This is a genomic window from Sphingomonas paucimobilis NBRC 13935 (assembly GCF_000739895.2).
GTDB lineage: Bacteria > Pseudomonadota > Alphaproteobacteria > Sphingomonadales > Sphingomonadaceae > Sphingomonas > Sphingomonas paucimobilis.
In genome coordinates this window covers 17,360-32,489 of sequence record NZ_BBJS01000030.1, presented here as the reverse complement: position 1 = coordinate 32,489, position 15,130 = coordinate 17,360, and the positions used below count along the sequence as shown (strand labels likewise).

The 15,130-nt window shown below is 65.3% G+C and carries 19 protein-coding genes; 15 read left to right on the top strand and 4 right to left on the bottom strand.

The genetic code is table 11. The features are described 5' to 3' along the window. Positions 1-3: 3 nt before the first annotated feature. Positions 4-492 (bottom strand): acetyl-CoA carboxylase biotin carboxyl carrier protein, encoded by a 489-nt coding sequence (accB, locus tag SP6_RS09900; protein WP_007405762.1) that lies wholly within the window; start codon positions 490-492, stop codon positions 4-6. Between the two features lie 14 nt (positions 493-506). After that, the gene (gene aroQ / locus SP6_RS09895; protein ID WP_007405851.1) at positions 507-941 is read right to left on the bottom strand and encodes a type II 3-dehydroquinate dehydratase; all 435 of its coding nucleotides are present in this window, start codon (positions 939-941) and stop codon (positions 507-509) included. 115 nt (positions 942-1,056) lie between these two features. Here aroQ and thiS point away from each other — a divergent pair, with 115 nt between their 5' ends. Both thiS and SP6_RS09885 read left to right on the top strand, forming a co-directional pair. Next, the gene (gene thiS / locus SP6_RS09890) at positions 1,057-2,067 is read left to right on the top strand and encodes a sulfur carrier protein ThiS (RefSeq protein ID WP_082052473.1); all 1,011 of its coding nucleotides are present in this window, start codon (positions 1,057-1,059) and stop codon (positions 2,065-2,067) included. Between the two features lie 90 nt (positions 2,068-2,157). Further along, positions 2,158-2,340, top strand: coding sequence for a CsbD family protein (locus SP6_RS09885; protein WP_037569146.1), 183 nt, complete (start codon positions 2,158-2,160; stop codon positions 2,338-2,340). 289 nt (positions 2,341-2,629) lie between these two features. Here SP6_RS09885 and SP6_RS09880 read toward each other — a convergent pair whose 3' ends face one another. Beyond that, entirely contained in the window at positions 2,630-4,279 is a 1,650-nt protein-coding gene (locus SP6_RS09880; RefSeq protein ID WP_007405772.1) for a thiamine pyrophosphate-binding protein, read from the bottom strand. A 100-nt stretch (positions 4,280-4,379) separates the two neighbouring features. Here SP6_RS09880 and SP6_RS09875 point away from each other — a divergent pair, with 100 nt between their 5' ends. From SP6_RS09875 to leuD, 6 genes are all read left to right on the top strand, one after another. Beyond that, positions 4,380-5,081 carry a CoA transferase subunit A gene (locus tag SP6_RS09875; RefSeq protein ID WP_007405821.1) on the top strand — a complete coding sequence of 234 codons (702 nt, stop codon included), beginning with the start codon at positions 4,380-4,382 and terminating at the stop codon, positions 5,079-5,081. An 83-nt stretch (positions 5,082-5,164) separates the two neighbouring features. Then, entirely contained in the window at positions 5,165-6,070 is a 906-nt protein-coding gene (locus SP6_RS09870) for an HAD family acid phosphatase (RefSeq protein WP_007405824.1), read from the top strand. Continuing rightward, on the top strand, positions 6,070-6,705 hold the full coding sequence (locus SP6_RS09865; protein WP_007405764.1) for a CoA transferase subunit B: 636 nt from the start codon (positions 6,070-6,072) through the stop codon (positions 6,703-6,705). Before SP6_RS09870 ends, SP6_RS09865 begins: the two co-directional genes overlap by 1 nt. Beyond that, positions 6,705-7,394 (top strand): glutathione S-transferase family protein, encoded by a 690-nt coding sequence (locus SP6_RS09860; RefSeq protein ID WP_007405836.1) that lies wholly within the window; start codon positions 6,705-6,707, stop codon positions 7,392-7,394. Before SP6_RS09865 ends, SP6_RS09860 begins: the two co-directional genes overlap by 1 nt. Positions 7,395-7,568: 174 nt before the next feature. Next, positions 7,569-9,038: a 3-isopropylmalate dehydratase large subunit gene (leuC, locus tag SP6_RS09855; RefSeq protein WP_007405780.1), complete on the top strand. Its 1,470-nt coding sequence runs from the start codon at positions 7,569-7,571 to the stop codon at positions 9,036-9,038. Between the two features lie 174 nt (positions 9,039-9,212). Beyond that, positions 9,213-9,824 carry a 3-isopropylmalate dehydratase small subunit gene (leuD, locus tag SP6_RS09850; protein WP_007405828.1) on the top strand — a complete coding sequence of 204 codons (612 nt, stop codon included), beginning with the start codon at positions 9,213-9,215 and terminating at the stop codon, positions 9,822-9,824. 95 nt (positions 9,825-9,919) lie between these two features. On the opposite strand, the gene SP6_RS21620 is transcribed toward leuD, so the two are convergent. Beyond that, on the bottom strand, positions 9,920-10,054 hold the full coding sequence (locus SP6_RS21620; RefSeq protein ID WP_007405782.1) for a hypothetical protein: 135 nt from the start codon (positions 10,052-10,054) through the stop codon (positions 9,920-9,922). 227 nt (positions 10,055-10,281) lie between these two features. On the opposite strand from SP6_RS21620, the gene SP6_RS09845 reads away from it, so the two are divergent. From SP6_RS09845 to SP6_RS09815, 7 genes are all read left to right on the top strand, one after another. Then, on the top strand, positions 10,282-10,605 hold the full coding sequence (locus SP6_RS09845; RefSeq protein ID WP_007405802.1) for a DUF1476 domain-containing protein: 324 nt from the start codon (positions 10,282-10,284) through the stop codon (positions 10,603-10,605). 1 nt (position 10,606) lies between these two features. Further along, positions 10,607-10,855 carry a BolA/IbaG family iron-sulfur metabolism protein gene (locus SP6_RS09840; RefSeq protein WP_007405809.1) on the top strand — a complete coding sequence of 83 codons (249 nt, stop codon included), beginning with the start codon at positions 10,607-10,609 and terminating at the stop codon, positions 10,853-10,855. 22 nt (positions 10,856-10,877) lie between these two features. Continuing rightward, positions 10,878-11,201 carry a Grx4 family monothiol glutaredoxin gene (gene grxD / locus SP6_RS09835; RefSeq protein WP_007405766.1) on the top strand — a complete coding sequence of 108 codons (324 nt, stop codon included), beginning with the start codon at positions 10,878-10,880 and terminating at the stop codon, positions 11,199-11,201. Between the two features lie 249 nt (positions 11,202-11,450). Beyond that, entirely contained in the window at positions 11,451-11,819 is a 369-nt protein-coding gene (locus tag SP6_RS09830; protein ID WP_007405819.1) for a BlaI/MecI/CopY family transcriptional regulator, read from the top strand. Then, positions 11,816-13,438, top strand: a complete 1,623-nt coding sequence (locus tag SP6_RS09825; RefSeq protein ID WP_007405857.1) for a M56 family metallopeptidase — start codon at positions 11,816-11,818, stop codon at positions 13,436-13,438. The genes SP6_RS09830 and SP6_RS09825 overlap by 4 nt, the downstream gene beginning before the upstream one ends. A 92-nt stretch (positions 13,439-13,530) precedes the next feature. Beyond that, positions 13,531-14,391 carry an MBL fold metallo-hydrolase gene (locus tag SP6_RS09820; RefSeq protein WP_007405793.1) on the top strand — a complete coding sequence of 287 codons (861 nt, stop codon included), beginning with the start codon at positions 13,531-13,533 and terminating at the stop codon, positions 14,389-14,391. Beyond that, on the top strand, positions 14,373-15,101 hold the full coding sequence (locus tag SP6_RS09815; protein ID WP_007405755.1) for a DUF4230 domain-containing protein: 729 nt from the start codon (positions 14,373-14,375) through the stop codon (positions 15,099-15,101). Before SP6_RS09820 ends, SP6_RS09815 begins: the two co-directional genes overlap by 19 nt. Positions 15,102-15,130: the final 29 nt, after the last annotated feature.

The window sequence follows — 15,130 nt, the reverse complement described above, 5'->3', positions numbered from 1 at the left end:
GGCTTACTCGACGACGATCAGGGGCTGGTCGAACTCGACCGGCTGGCCATTTTCGACCAGCACGGCGGTGACGGTGCCGGCGGCGGTGGCGGTGATCGGGTTCATCACCTTCATCGCCTCGACGATCAGCAGCGTGTCGCCGGCCGATACCTTCTGGCCCACGCCCGCAAAGGGCTTGGCGCCCGGTTCGGCCGCCAGATAGACGGTGCCGACCATCGGCGACTTCACCGCATTGGCCGAGACGGCCGGTGCCGCGGCCTCCGCCGGAGCGGCCGCCGCGACGGGGGCAGCAGCAGCCGGAGCCGGCGCGGCGGCGACGGGCGCAGGCGCATAGGCCATCTGCGCGGCCGGTGCCGCCTTGCGCGCGACGCGAATCTTGCGGTCGCCATGCTCGACCTCGATCTCGGTCAGGGCGGTGGCGTCGAGCAGCTCGGCGAGCTGACGGACGAGGTCGACATCGACCTTCATCGCTTGTTCAGTCTTTTCGGTCATGGGACGCGCTCCTGTCAGAACCGGGCCGCCGCTTCAAGCGCGAGCAGATAGGAATGCGCGCCAAAGCCTGCGATTGTGCCTTTCGCGGCACGCCCGATATAGCTCTCATGACGGAAAGACTCCCGCGCATGAGGGTTGGATAGGTGAACTTCGATCACCGGCGTCGTCACCGACTTGATCGCGTCATGGATCGCGATCGAGGTGTGGGTGAAGCCCCCGGCATTGAGCAGCACGGCCTTGGCCTCATAAGCCTGGGCCTCGTGCAGCCAGTCGATCAGATGGCCTTCATGGTTGGATTGACGCATGTCGATCTCCAGATCGAGCTCGCGTGCCCGATCCTCGAGCATCCCCGCAATATCGTCCAGCGTGTCATGGCCATAGATATGCGGCTCGCGCAGGCCGAGCAGGTTCAGGTTCGGCCCGTTGAGGACATAGACGGTCGCGGGCATCCGCACTCCCATGGTTGCGGCTCGGGGTGGCCGAGCCTAGATCGAGAGCCTTCCTTAACCGCATGCCCTATCCCACGTCGAGCGGGCAGCGACTTGCATGGTAAGTGACACACATATGCCCCATACCGATGGAACCGTGACGATCACCGTGAATGGCGAGCATAAGCGAGTCGCTGCCGGGCTGTCGCTGGCCGATCTGGCGAGCCAGTTGGGTCTGGTGCCCGAAAAGGTGGCGGTGGAGCGCAATCTGGAGGTCGTGCCGCGCTCGACGCTGGCGCAGGTGCAGGTCGAGGATGGCGACGAGATCGAGATCGTGCATTTCGTCGGCGGCGGTGATCACGCGGCGGCGGTAACGGCGGACGATTCGTGGGAAGTTGCCGGGCAGCGTTTCCGCTCGCGCCTGATCGTCGGCACCGGCAAGTATAAGGATTTCGCGCAGAACGCCGCTGCGGTCGAGGCGGCGGGGGCGGAGATCGTCACGGTGGCGGTGCGCCGGGTCAATGTGTCGGACCGCAATGCGCCGATGCTGACCGACTATATCGACCCCAAGAAGATCACCTATCTGCCCAATACCGCAGGTTGTTTCACCGCTGAGGATGCGATCCGTACGTTGCGGCTGGCGCGTGAGGCCGGGGGCTGGGACCTGGTCAAGCTGGAGGTGCTGGGCGAGGCGCGGACGCTTTACCCGGATATGGTGGAGACGCTGCGCGCGACCGAAATCCTGGCCAAGGAAGGTTTCAAGCCGATGGTCTATTGCGTCGACGATCCCATCGCCGCCAAGCGGCTGGAGGATGTCGGCGCGGTCGCAATCATGCCGCTCGGCGCACCGATCGGGTCGGGGCTGGGCATTCAGAACAAGGTGACGATTCGCCTGATCGTGGAAGGCGCCAAGGTCCCTGTATTGGTCGATGCGGGTGTCGGCACCGCGTCAGAGGCGGCGGTGGCGATGGAGCTGGGTTGCGATGGCGTGCTGATGAACACCGCCATCGCCGAGGCGAAGGACCCAGTGATGATGGCCCAGGCGATGAAAGCCGGGGTCGAGGCAGGCAGGCTGGCCTATCGCGCTGGGCGCATGGGCCAGCGCCGCTATGCCGATCCGTCGAGTCCGCTCGCCGGCCTTATCTGAAATTAATTTCAGGGAACTCCGGGCGTAACGAACCGTTATTTATCCGAGTGTTCAACGGGATCGGATGATCCCCAGTAAATGGAGGCCGCTATGGGTGAGCTCGTCGACAAGATCAAGGGCAACGTCAACGAACTGGTTGGCAAGGCCAAGGAAAAGCTTGGTGAGCACAATCATGACGCCGACATGCAGGCGGAAGGCCAGGCTCAGCAGGTTGAAGGCAAGGGCCAGCAGCTTAAGGGCTCCGTCAAAGGCGCTCTTGGCGACAACATCTGAACCTGCTAATCGCTTTCTGACTAAAGCAATCAGCAACGAACTCGCCGCCCCGGTCATGCCGGGGCGGTTTTCTTTTGCCTGAGCGGAACAGGTCGGAGAACCTAGATTTATGGTAGCGTTATTATAACGGCGCAAGATTTTGATTTATCCAGCGTCTCTATAGCCTTGTCATTGTCGGTTGCGGAGGATGATCCATCCGTGGGACGGAGGGGGGCGCTAACGCTGGGGATAATGGTGCGTCATCGGCACGACAGCCCGCCCACCTGTCATTATCCTCGCAAGGCGGAGGTCAGCGGCCCGCGATTCGCGACAGAGTCGTCGCGGGGGTGATCACCTTAATATCCGTCTTCAGGTGGAGCAGGCGCACGCCCGTCTCCGCCATCGCGCGGGTGAGGGCGGGCGCGAACTCCTCGGTCCGCGTCACCGTCTCGCTCCAGCAGCCATAGGCCCGCGCCAGCGCCGCGAAATCGGGATTGGCGAGCCCGGTGCCTGCCACCCGGCCGGGATATTCGCGTTCCTGATGCATGCGGATCGTGCCGTAACCGCCATTGTCGACGACGATCACCAGCATCGACGCGCCATGCTGCACGGCGGTGGCCAGTTCCTGTCCGTTCATCAGGAAGCAGCCATCGCCGGCCAGCGCGACGACCATGCGATCCGGATGGCGCAGCGCGGCGGCGGTGGCGGCGGGCACGCCATAGCCCATCGCGCCGCAGGTCGGCGCCAACTGGCATTCCGGCTCATAACGCCAATAGCGATGCCACCATCCCGAATAATTGCCCGCGCCGTTGCAGATGATCGTCGCGGCGGGAAGCGTCTGGCGCATGGCGGCGACGCATTGACCGAGGTCGAGCGCGACGCCCTCGCGCGGTGCCGGTTCCGACCAGGCGAGATACTCCGCATGCGCCTCCGCCCCGGAGAAATGCGTCGCGCCATAATCCTTGGCAAGCGCATGAAGCTTCGTCGCCGCTTCGAGGATGTCGGAGCAGATCGCGACATCGGTGCGATAGACGCTGTGCAGCTCTTCCGGGTCCGGATGGACATGGACCAGCTTCTGCCCCGGATGGTCGGGCGTGACCAAGCCATAGCCGTCGGTGGTGGCCTCGCCCAGCCGCGCGCCCAGCACGATCAGCAGATCGGCCTCGCGCACTCGGGCGACGAGGGCAGGGTTGGGACCATAGCCGAGATTGCCGGCATAGACCGAACAGTCGGCGGACACGGCGTCCTGCCGTCGAAACGCCGCCACCAGCGGGATGCCGGCGGTTTCGCCCCATTGGGTGACCATGCGGGTAGCATCGTCATTCCAATGGGCGCCGCCGATGATCGCGACCGGGCGCTTGGCCTGGCGGATCAGGTCCTGCACCGCCATGGCATCCGTAATCAGCGTATCCTGCGATGGCCGCGCGATCCGGGGGCGGGGGGTACCCTCCACCATGTCGCACAGCATATCCTCGGGCAAGGCGAGGACCACAGGGCCCGGCCGCCCGCTCATGGCGGTGGCGTAGGCCCGGGCGACATATTCGGGGATTCGCTTGGCATCGTCGATCCGCGCGGCCCATTTGGTCAGCGGTGCGAACATCGCCTGGAAATCGACTTCCTGGAACGCCTCGCGATCGCGCGTACCCCGGTCGACATCGCCGATGAACAGGATCATCGGTTGCGAATCCTGTCGCGCGACATGCACGCCGATCGCCGCGTTGGTGGCGCCCGGACCGCGCGTGACGAAGGCCACGCCCGGCCGCCCGGTCAACGTCCCGTCGGCGCACGCCATGAAGGTCACGCCGCCTTCCTGCCGACAGGTCACCAGATCGATATCCGGCGTGTCGTGCAGCGCGTCGAGCACCGCCAGGAAGCTCTCCCCCGGCACGGTGAAGATACGGTCGCACCCCTGTTCGAGAAGCGCATCGACAAGCAGGCGTCCGCCGGTTTTCAAGCTCATGGCGCCAAGCCTAGCCGCGCTTTGTTGCAAAGCGCAAACGCCGGGTTGACCCGGCTCCATGCCTCCGCCTAACGCTCGGGCAAATTCAGGGAGGACGCCCATGCAGAAGCTTTATCCCGACGCGGCCGCCGCGCTCGACGGTCTGCTCCATGACGGCATGACGATCTGCGCGGGCGGGTTCGGCCTGTGCGGTATTCCCGAGCGCCTGATCGACGCGATCGAGGCGGCGGGCACCAGGGACCTGACCATCGCCAGCAACAATGCCGGGATCGACGGCGTCGGCCTGGGCAAGCTGCTCCGCTCGCATCAGGTGAAGAAGATGATCTCTTCCTATGTCGGTGAGAACAAGGAGTTCGAGCGGCAATATCTGTCCGGCGAGCTGGAGGTCGAGTTCTGCCCGCAGGGGACGCTTGCCGAGCGTTGCCGCGCGGGGGGCGCCGGCATTCCCGGCTTCTACACCAAGACCGGCGTCGGGACCAAGGTGGCCGAGGGCAAGGAAGTGAAGAGCTTCGACGGCGAAGATTATATCCTCGAACGCGGTATCCGCGCCGACCTGTCGATCATCAAGGGGTGGAAGGCCGATGAGGCCGGGAACCTGATCTTCCGCAAGACCGCGCGCAACTTCAACCAGCCGATGGCGACCGCGGGCCGCATCTGCGTCGCCGAAGTGGAAGAGGTGGTGCCGGTCGGCTCGCTCGATCCCGATCAGATCCATCTGCCCGGCATTTATGTGAAGCGGATGATCGTCGGGGCGCCGTATGACAAGAAGATCGAGTTCCGCACGGTTCGCGAGCGGGCTTGAGGGCATGGGGAGGGGGCTTTGCGGCAGCGCCCCCTTTTCTGTTCGGATGGCGTCAAATCCTGCCGCTGACATGGGGGGAAGACATGGCGAAGGTTCATAGGTTCGGAGTGCGCGGTTGGGTTGCCGGCGTGACGGCGGTCGCCGCCGGGCTTTCGCTGTCCGGTTGCGTCGTCGCGGTCGGCAACAACAGCCCTGCGTCCTTATCGCCTGCCGCCGCCAACACCAAGCTGGCTGGGATGCAGTATCTTTATGGCTCGGTAGAGGCCGATGCGATCTCGCGCCAAGCCTGGAACGCGCTCGTCTCCTATGCCGCCGACCGAGTGCGCCGGCCGCAAGCCGACAGCGTCGTGTTGGCGCAGGGTTCGAGCCTCGAAAGCCCCCGCTTCGTCCCTTGCGCGGGCAAGCGCCCGGCGGCGGTCTTCGACGTCGACGAGACGGTGCTCCTGAATCTCGGTTTTGAATATGACGATCTGACCGGCCGTTCCGACCGCGACTTCTCCGGCCGTTGGCGTGCCTGGGAGCAGAGCGACGGCCATGCCGTCCTGCCGACGCCCGGCGCGGTGGCGGCCATCGCCGATCTGCGCGCGATGGGCGTGACCGTGATCTTCAACACCAATCGCGACGATCCTGCCGGGGCAGCGCGCGTGATTGATGCGGCCGGGCTGGGCCCGGCGGTACATGGCGACACGCTGTTCGTGCGCCCCGACACCGGCAACGGCGACAATAAGGACCCGCGCCGCTGGCAGATCGCACAGCGCTATTGCGTGATCGCCATGGGCGGTGACCAGCTGGGCGATTTCAGCGAGTTGTTCAACACGTCGGCTACGGTGGCGCAACGTCGCGCCCGCGCCGACGGCCCGCGCATCGCGGCGCTGTGGGGGCGCGGCTGGTTCGTCTTTCCGAACCCCGTCTACGGCAAGGCGCTGAAGGGCAGTGCCGACGACATCTTCCCCGCCGACCGGCGGTGGCATCCGACAGGAGAGCAGTGATGGCCTGGACCCGCGACGAAATGGCCGCCCGTGCGGCCAAGGAACTGAAGGATGGTTTCTACGTCAATCTCGGCATCGGTATCCCGACGCTGGTCGCCAACCATATCCCGCCAGGGGTTGAGGTCACGCTGCAATCCGAAAACGGGATGCTCGGCATCGGGCCGTTCCCCTATGACGACGAAGTCGATCCCGACCTCATCAACGCGGGCAAGCAGACGATCAGCGAACTGCCGCACTCGGTCTATTTCTCGTCGGCCGACAGCTTCGCGATGATCCGGGGCGGGCATATCGACCTGACCGTGCTGGGCGCGATGGAAGTGTCCGAAGGCGGCGACATCGCCAACTGGATGATCCCCGGCAAGATGATCAAGGGCATGGGCGGCGCGATGGATCTTGTCGCGGGCGTCAAGAAGATCATCGTGGTGATGGAGCACAACGCCAAGGACGGCAGCCCTAAGTTCATCTCCGAATGCACCCTGCCGCTGACCGGGCGCAACGTCGTCGACATGATCGTCACCGATCTGGCGGTGTTCCAGCGTCCCGATCATGACAGCGCCTTCCGCCTGATCGAGTGTGCGCCGGGCGTGACGGCGGACGAGATCGCCGCCAAGACCACGGCGAAGTTCGAACGCTGATGGCCTATACCCTCATCACCGCGAACCGGAATTATTCCAGTTGGTCACTGCGTCCCTGGCTGTTGATGAAGGCGCTGGGGATCGATTTCAGCGATCGGATCGATCCGTTCCAGGCGGTGGAAAATTACGAGGCGTTCCGCGCCTTCTCCCCGACGGGGCAGGTGCCGGTGCTGCTCGACGGCGAGCGGACGGTGTGGGATTCGTTGGGCATTGCGCTCTATTTGGCCGAGCGGCATGCCGGTGTCTGGCCGGAGGATGAAGCGGCGCGCGCCTGGGCGATGTGCGCGGTGACGGAGATGCATGGCGGCTTCGCAGCGCTGCGGGCCGAGCGGACGATGAATGTCGGTGTGCGGGTCGACGCCACGCCGCCATCGCCCCGGTTGGAGCGCGATGTCGCCCGGCTGGCGGAATTGTGGGGCGAGGGGCTGTCGCGCTTCGGTGGGCCCTGGCTCGCGGGCGAGCGCTTCTGCGCAGTGGATGCGTTCTTCGCACCGGTGGCGTTTCGGGTGCGGACCTATGGCATCGATGTCGGGGCGGCGGGCGCGACCTGGGTCGAGACGGTTCTGGTGCATCCGGCGGTGAAGGATTGGGAGGCCCAGGCGCTGGCGGAGACGTGGCGCGAGGCGGGCCATGAGGCGGAACTGGCCGAATGTGGGGTTGTAGTGGCGGACTACCGCACGAAGGGATGAGTGCGGGACGTGGCCTTCGACTTCGCTCAGGCTGAACGGAGGTTGTAGAAGGCCACTTCCCCCGTTCCGTGCAGCCTAAGCGAATTCGAAGGCCAAGGGAAACCCTCGTCAAATCGAAATAACATTGCGCAAAGCCTTTGCGTTTCGCACCTTTTCGGATAACAGCGCCGCATCATGGCCCAACGACCCCAGACTCTGTACGAGAAGATCTGGGCCGCGCACGTTGTCGAACGGCGGCCCGATGGCACCTGCCTCATCTATATCGACCGCCATCTCGTTCATGAGGTGACCAGCCCCCAGGCGTTCGAGGGGCTTCGTGCGGCCGGGCGCAAGGTGCGTCGTCCAGAATTGACGCTGGCGGTGCCCGACCATAATCTGCCCACGACGCCGCGTGTCGACGCGAATGGCCGCCTGCTGCCCATCGCCGATCCGGAAAGCGCGCAGCAGTTGGAGGCGCTTCGCCGCAACACCGCCGAATTCGGCATCGACTATATCGACGCGACCGCGGCGGCGCAGGGCATCGTCCATGTCGTCGGGCCGGAACAGGGCTTTACCTTGCCCGGCACGACCTTGGTGTGTGGCGACAGCCATACCTCGGCGCATGGCGCATTGGGCGCGCTGGCCTTCGGCATCGGCACGTCGGAGGTCGAGCATGTGCTCGCCACCCAGACCTTGCTGCTCTCGCCCTCCAAGACGATGGAAGTGCGCGTCGATGGCACGCTGGGTTATGGCGTGTCGGCCAAGGACGTGGTGTTGGCGATCATCGGCAAGATCGGTGCGGCGGGCGGCACCGGCCATGTCATCGAGTTCACCGGCAGCGTCATTCGCAACCTATCGGTCGAAGGTCGCCTGACCATCGCCAACATGTCGATCGAGGGCGGTGCGCGCGCCGGCCTGATCGCGCCGGACGAGACGACCTTCGCCTATCTGAAGGGCCGCCCAATGGCGCCACAGGGCGAGGATTGGGACAAGGCGGTGGCTTGGTGGCGGACTCTGCCCAGCGATCCGGCTGCGGTCTACGACAAGGTTGTCACGCTCGACGCGGCCGATATCGCGCCCAACCTGACCTGGGGCACCAGTCCCGAGGATGTGGTGCCGATCACCGGCATCGTGCCCGATCCCGACAGCTTTGCCGATGCCTCCAAGCGAGCGGCGGCGCGCAAGTCGCTGGAGTACATGGGGCTGGAGCCGGGTACTGCGATGCAGGACATCGGCGTCCAGCATGTCTTCATCGGCAGTTGCACCAACAGCCGCATCGAGGATCTGCGCGCCGCCGCTGCCGTGGCGCGCGACCGCAAGGTGGCGGACGGCGTCCGCGCGCTGGTCGTCCCCGGATCGGGGCTCGTCAAGCGTCAGGCCGAGGCCGAGGGGCTCGACCGGGTGTTTCTCCAGGCCGGCTTCGAATGGCGCGAGCCGGGCTGTTCCATGTGCCTGGCGATGAATCCGGACAAGGTGCCGGCAGGCGAGCGCTGCGCCTCCACTTCCAACCGTAACTTTGTCGGGCGTCAGGGGCCCGGCGCTCGGACCCATCTCCTGTCGCCAGCCATGGCGGCGGCTGCGGCCGTGACCGGGCGCCTTTCTGACGTTAGAGAGTTGATGGTCCAGGATTTCCGCCATGAAGACAGGGGAGTGATGGCATCATGAAGCATGTATTGGTTCTGCTCGTAACCGGCGCCGTGCTGTGCGGTGCCGCTGCCTATGCCGCCGGGATCGCGTCGCGCCCCGCCACGGCCGAACACACGCGCTAAGGCCTGGGCCTGGTCGTCGTCGCTATCGGGGATAGCGGGCGGTCCGGCGGGTCGAAGGACAGGAATTGGAATGAACCCGGTTACGACCGTATCCGGCACCGCCTATCCCTGGGGTGCCAAGAATATCGACACCGACGTCATCATCCCGGCGCATTGGTTGAAGACGATCACGCGTGTTGGCCTGGGACGAGGCGCGTTCGAGACGGTACGGGCGCAGCCAGGCAATATCTTTGACGACCCGCGCTATGCCGGTGCGCCGATCCTGATCGCGGGCGACAATTTCGGCTGCGGGTCCAGTCGCGAACATGCTGCCTGGGCGCTGGCCGATATGGGGATCCAGGCGGTCATCGCGCCGAGCTTTTCGGATATCTTCTCGGGTAACGCTTTCAAGAACGGCATCGTCCCGGTCGTCCTTCCGCAAGAGGCGATCGATCGTTTGGTCGAGGTCGCACAGGATCAGCCGATCACGGTTGATCTGGAGACGATGACCGTCACAACGCCGTTTCAGGATCGCTTTGCGTTCGAGCTGGATCCGTTTCGGCGCGAGTGCCTGATGAATGGCCTCGACGAGATCGGCCTTACGCTCGAGCGTGGCGATGCCATTGCCAGTTATGAAGGCGAGATGACACAGGGGCGGCCTTGGATCGAGGGCCGTGCGCGGCTGGGCCAAACGCTATCGTAAGACTCTCAGGCGCGCGATTATTGCGCCGGTTACGATTGGACTGAACCACGAACGGCGCTCCGAGAGATCGGGGCGCCGTTCGATGTAATGATCGATCAGTGCGCGACGGCGACGACGCCGGCGATGACCGCCCAGATGGCCAGCGATCCGATCATGCCGTTGACGATCCCCGTCATCGGGGGCGATTGCCGCGGCTCGTCGCGGGGCGGAATGGGCAGAGGGTCACGCATAACACTCTCTCCTAAAGTTGGGCGGTTTGATCCCGGTTGAGCCGGTGTTCCGCCTGCTGTCATTTCACTTACATTACGTTTCACATGCCATTTCGTTCCGGTCGCGTTCACAGGCGGAAAGCGTGGCTGGCGGCTTGGTGGCGCGGATCGGTTGCGTGCGTGGCCGGCCATGCCTATCTCAGGCCAATGTTCATATGCCCGTGAGCGGGCAGGGGGATGGCGGATCGATGGATAGTTTTGACGAGCGCAGGCGCGGATTTGAGGCCAAGTTCGTGGCCGACCAGGACATGGTGTTCCGCATCACGGCGCGCCGCAATCGGCTGGTTGCGCAATGGGCGGCCGAGCGCATGAAGCTGACCCCCGCCGAAACTGATGCCTATGCCAAGGCCGTCGTTCAGGCCGATTTCGAGGAAGCGGGCGATGAGGATGTCATCCGCAAGCTGCTGGGTGACCTGACCGCCGCCGGTATCGATGTCGACGAGGCCGAGGTTCGCCGCGCGCTTGACGAGCAGATGGTCGAGGCGCGCCGCCAGTTGATGGAGAGCCGCTGACATGCCGATGGCCGCCGACGATATCGCCGCGATGATCCGCGCCGCCATTCCGGACGCCACGGTCGAGATCACCGACCTGGCCGGGGACGGCGATCACTATGCCGCGCACGTTACCGCCGCCAGCTTTGCGGGGATGAGCCGGGTCGCACGGACTCGCGCCGTCTATGCCGCGCTCGGCGGGCGCATGGGGGGTGAGCTTCACGCCCTGCAATTGACCACCGCGGTACCGGCCGACGCGGCCACCGCCTGATCCCTTTCCAAGGAAGACCGATATGACCGACGATACGAATGCGCGGATCGATGCGCTGGTGAAGGCCAACCCTGTCCTGCTGTTCATGAAGGGCACGCCCCTGTTCCCGCAGTGCGGCTTTTCCAGCCGCGCCGTGGCGATCCTCAACCATCTCGACGTGCCGTTCGAGAGCGTCGACGTGCTTCAGGACCAGGGGATCCGTCAGGGCATAAAGGCCTATTCCGACTGGCCGACCATTCCGCAGCTCTACGTCAATGGCGAGTTCGTCGGCGGATCGGACATCATGATGGAGATGTATGAGAGCGGCGAACTGGCCGAACTGGTGCAGGACGTGAAGACGGCCTGATCATCAATCTTTAGGCATGAGAAATGAGGGAGGCCGGGTTTCGATCCGGCCTCCTTTTTCATTCCTCCCCTTGCAGGGGAGGTGGCAGCGTGCAGCGCTGACGGAGGGGTACCACGGCCAGCGGGGACACCCCTCTACCATCCTTCGGATGGTCCCCTCCCCTTGCAGGCGAGGAAAGATTTGAGCCCCATTGACTACGTCTGTAATCGAATTAGGATTACGTCTGTAGTCTTAAGGGGAGTCGAGTCGATGGCCGAGCGGATCAGCGATGCCGAGCATGCGGTGATGGAGGTCCTGTGGGAGGACGCACCGCTGACCGCGCAGGATGTCGCCGAGCGTGTCGATCCCGAGCGTGGATGGAGCACCAACACCGTCAAGACGTTGCTCGGTCGTTTGCTTGCCAAGAATGCGATCGCGCATGAGGAGCAGGGGCGTCGCTATCTCTATCGCCCGCTGGTCGCCCGGGACGATTATGTCGTCGGCGAATCGCGTCGCCTGATCGATCGTTTGTTCGGCGGTCGTCTGACCCCGCTGGTGGCGCATCTTGCCGAGCGGGACGAACTGACCGCGCAGGACATCTCCGAGATCGAGGCACTGCTCAAGGAGTTGAAGGCATGAGCGGCGCGCAACTCGGCTGGGCGGTGGAAGCGATGATCGCCTCCACCCTGCTGATGGCGCTGGTGCTGCTTGCCCGCCGCCGTGTTCGCGAGGCTTTCGGACCTCAGATCGCCTATGCGCTCTGGGCCTTGCCGCTGCTTCGGCTGATCCTGCCGCCGCTGCCGCGCGGGCTGTCCGAGCAGGCGACCCCGCCGCTGGCGGCCGCAAGCGAGCGTTTCGCCACTTATGTGATGGTGCCGGTCACCGAACAGCTCGCCACGCCGCTCGCCGCGCCGAGCATCTGGCCGATGGTGGGGCAGGGTATCGCGCTGTTCTGGATGATCGGGGCGGCGGGATTTCTGGGCTTTCAGCTTTTCCGGCACTGGCGGTTCCGCACCCGGCTGCTCGCCTCGGCGGACACGCTGGAGGCGGTAAAGGGCGTGTGGGTCGTCGCCAGCGACGGCGCGCCAGGGCCGCTCGCCTTCGGCATCTGGCACCGCTATGTCGCGTTTCCCCGCGATTTCGACGAACGCTACGACGCCGATGAGCGCGATCTGGCGCTGGCGCATGAGCTGGGCCATCATGAACGCGGCGATCTGATCGCCAACTGGATCGCGCTCACCGTGCTGGCGCTCCACTGGTTCAATCCCATCGCCTGGCGGGCTTTCCGCGCCTTTCGCGCCGACCAGGAGCTCGCCAATGACGCCCGCGTCCTGAAGGGGCGCAGCCGCGCCGACCGGCATGTCTATGCCTGCGCCATCGTGAAGGCCGCGCATGGCCGGGCGTTGTCGGGCGCATGCCATCTCCATACCATCGACGATTTGAAAGGGAGGCTGAAGATGTTGACCACTTCTCCGAAATCGCGTCGCCAGCTCGCGATGGGCGGGGCGACCGTATCGCTGCTGGTGCTGGGAGGACTGGGCGTGACCGCATCGGGCACCCCGGCGGCGGCGGCGCTGACCAAGAAGGTCGAGCGGACCATCGGCGTCGACCTGACCAGTGCGGAGCCGATCCTGCCGGCGGTTGCGGCGGTGGAAACCATGCCCGAGGTGCCGGTCGCACCCCATGCATCGGCTGTTCCGGTGGCAGCGCAAGAGGCGGTCGAGCCCACGGCCCCCACGGCTCCGATCGCGCCTTCGGCGCCTGTCGCTCCCATGGCACGGCAGGTGGCGGACGTTCCGGCTGCGCCACCCGCGCCTCCGGTGCCGCCCTATACCGTGACCCTGCGCAACGGAAAGACGATGCGGATCGACGCACCGCACGGCATACGGATGGTACGGATGCGCGACATGCCTGTCATGCCGCCGATGCCCCTGGTCCGGTCGGAGACTTGCGGTACCGCCAACTCCGACATGCGCACCAGCTATACCAAGGTCGAGGGCAAGACCCGCCAGCAGGTGACGATCATCTGTACCGATCGGATCGAACGGGCGGCGCGCACCGCGGCGCTTTCCGCCGTCGATGCCGAGCATATGGCCAAGTCGAACATGCGAATCGCCCTGTCCAGCATCGCCATGGCCCGCCGCACGATCGACAACAATCGCAACCTGTCAGAGGAAGCCCGTCGCGAAGCACTCAGCGGCCTGGATCAGGCGACCGCCGAACTGAGGGCGGAGATGGCGGACGCCGAACGCGACTGACGCGATCACGACTTTACCCCAAACTCGACCCCAGCACCCGTCAGCGGGTGCAGGGGTTGCCCTTTGCTCGCGGCTTGCCCACATGCTCCACAATGGCTGAGCACCCGACCGGCATTCCGATCCTGCTTGAGCCGCTGGTCACCCGCGTGCTCGCTCCCAATCCCTCGCCCTTTACGTTCACGGGAACGCAAAGCTATGTCGTGGGGGATACCGACGTCGCCGTCATCGATCCCGGTCCCGATGACGCCACCCATCTGGCTGCGCTGGACCGAGCCATTGCCGGCCGACCGGTGCGTGCCATCCTGATCACCCATCATCACCGTGATCATAGTCCTGCCAGCCGCCCGCTCAGCCGATCGAGCGGTGCGCCCATCGTGGGCGCCGCGCCCTTCGCGCCCGATTATGAAGGTGGCCAGTCGGATGCGGCGTTCGACCGCGACTATGCCCCCGATCGCGTATTGGCCGAAGGGGAGAGCGTAGCAGGGAGCGGTTGGACGCTCAGCGCCGTCGCGACGCCGGGTCATACCTCCAACCATCTCGCCTTCGCACTGGCCGAGACCCAGGCGCTGTTTTCTGGCGATCATGTCATGGGCTGGTCCACCAGCATCGTCTCGCCACCCGATGGCGATATGGGCGCCTATATGGCCAGTCTGGAAAAGCTGACGGAGCGCGACGACCGGGTCTATTATCCGGGGCATGGCGAAGCGGTGGACAATCCCCTCCGGCTGGTACGCGGGATGCTGGGCCATCGCAAGCAGCGTGAGGGGCAGATCTTGCGATTGCTGGGCGGCAGCGGTCCATGCGATGTGCCGACGATGACCGCGCGCATGTATGTCGGGCTCAACCCCCAATTGCTGCCAGCGGCGGAACGCTCGGTGCTGGCGCATCTTTATGACCTGCGAACGCGCGGGCTGGTCCGCGAGGAGGGAGCATCATGGACGAGCGTGGCGTGACCCCGCCGGTCGAGACACGGCGTGGCGGCTTCGGGCTGTTCATGGCCAAGGCGGCAGGTGTCCTGATCCTGCTGGTGCTCGCCGGGCTGATCGTCGTCTGGGGTGTCCAGCGCTATGTCGCCGATCGGCTGACCCCCGATCCCACGACGATCGCACGCGCCAGCCTGGAGGGGCTGCGCGAGCAGAACCGCCTGTCGGCCTTCGCCGCGCGCTATGTCGCCGTCGTCACCTCGCGCCAGTCGCAGCTCGGCTTCTCCACCGAACGCACGCTGATCATGCCCGGCATGGTCCGCTATGAGGTCGATCTGGCCAAGCTGCGCCAGCAGGATGTGCGCTGGGACGCGGCCAATCACACGCTGTCGGTCACGCTGCCGCCGGTCGAGATCGATGGGCCGCAAGTCGATCTGGCCGCGATCCGCGAATATGGTTCGGGCGGCGTCCTGACGACCTTCACCGATGCCGAGCAGCGGCTGGACGCCGCCAACCGGTCGGCCGGCCAGGTGGAGTTGTTGCGCCAGGCCCGCGCGCCCGCCCCGATGAAGCTGGCGCGCGATGCGACGCGCCGCGCGGTCGAACGCAGCTTCGCCATGCCGCTGCGCGCGGTCGGCGTGGAGGCGACAGTCAAGGTCCGCTTCGCCGACGAGGCGGCCGATGACGAACGTTGGGACACGACCCGTCGCGTCGATGAGGTTTTGGGCAACGCGGGCTAGGCGTATTGCCGCGTCCATAGGCATGTCCC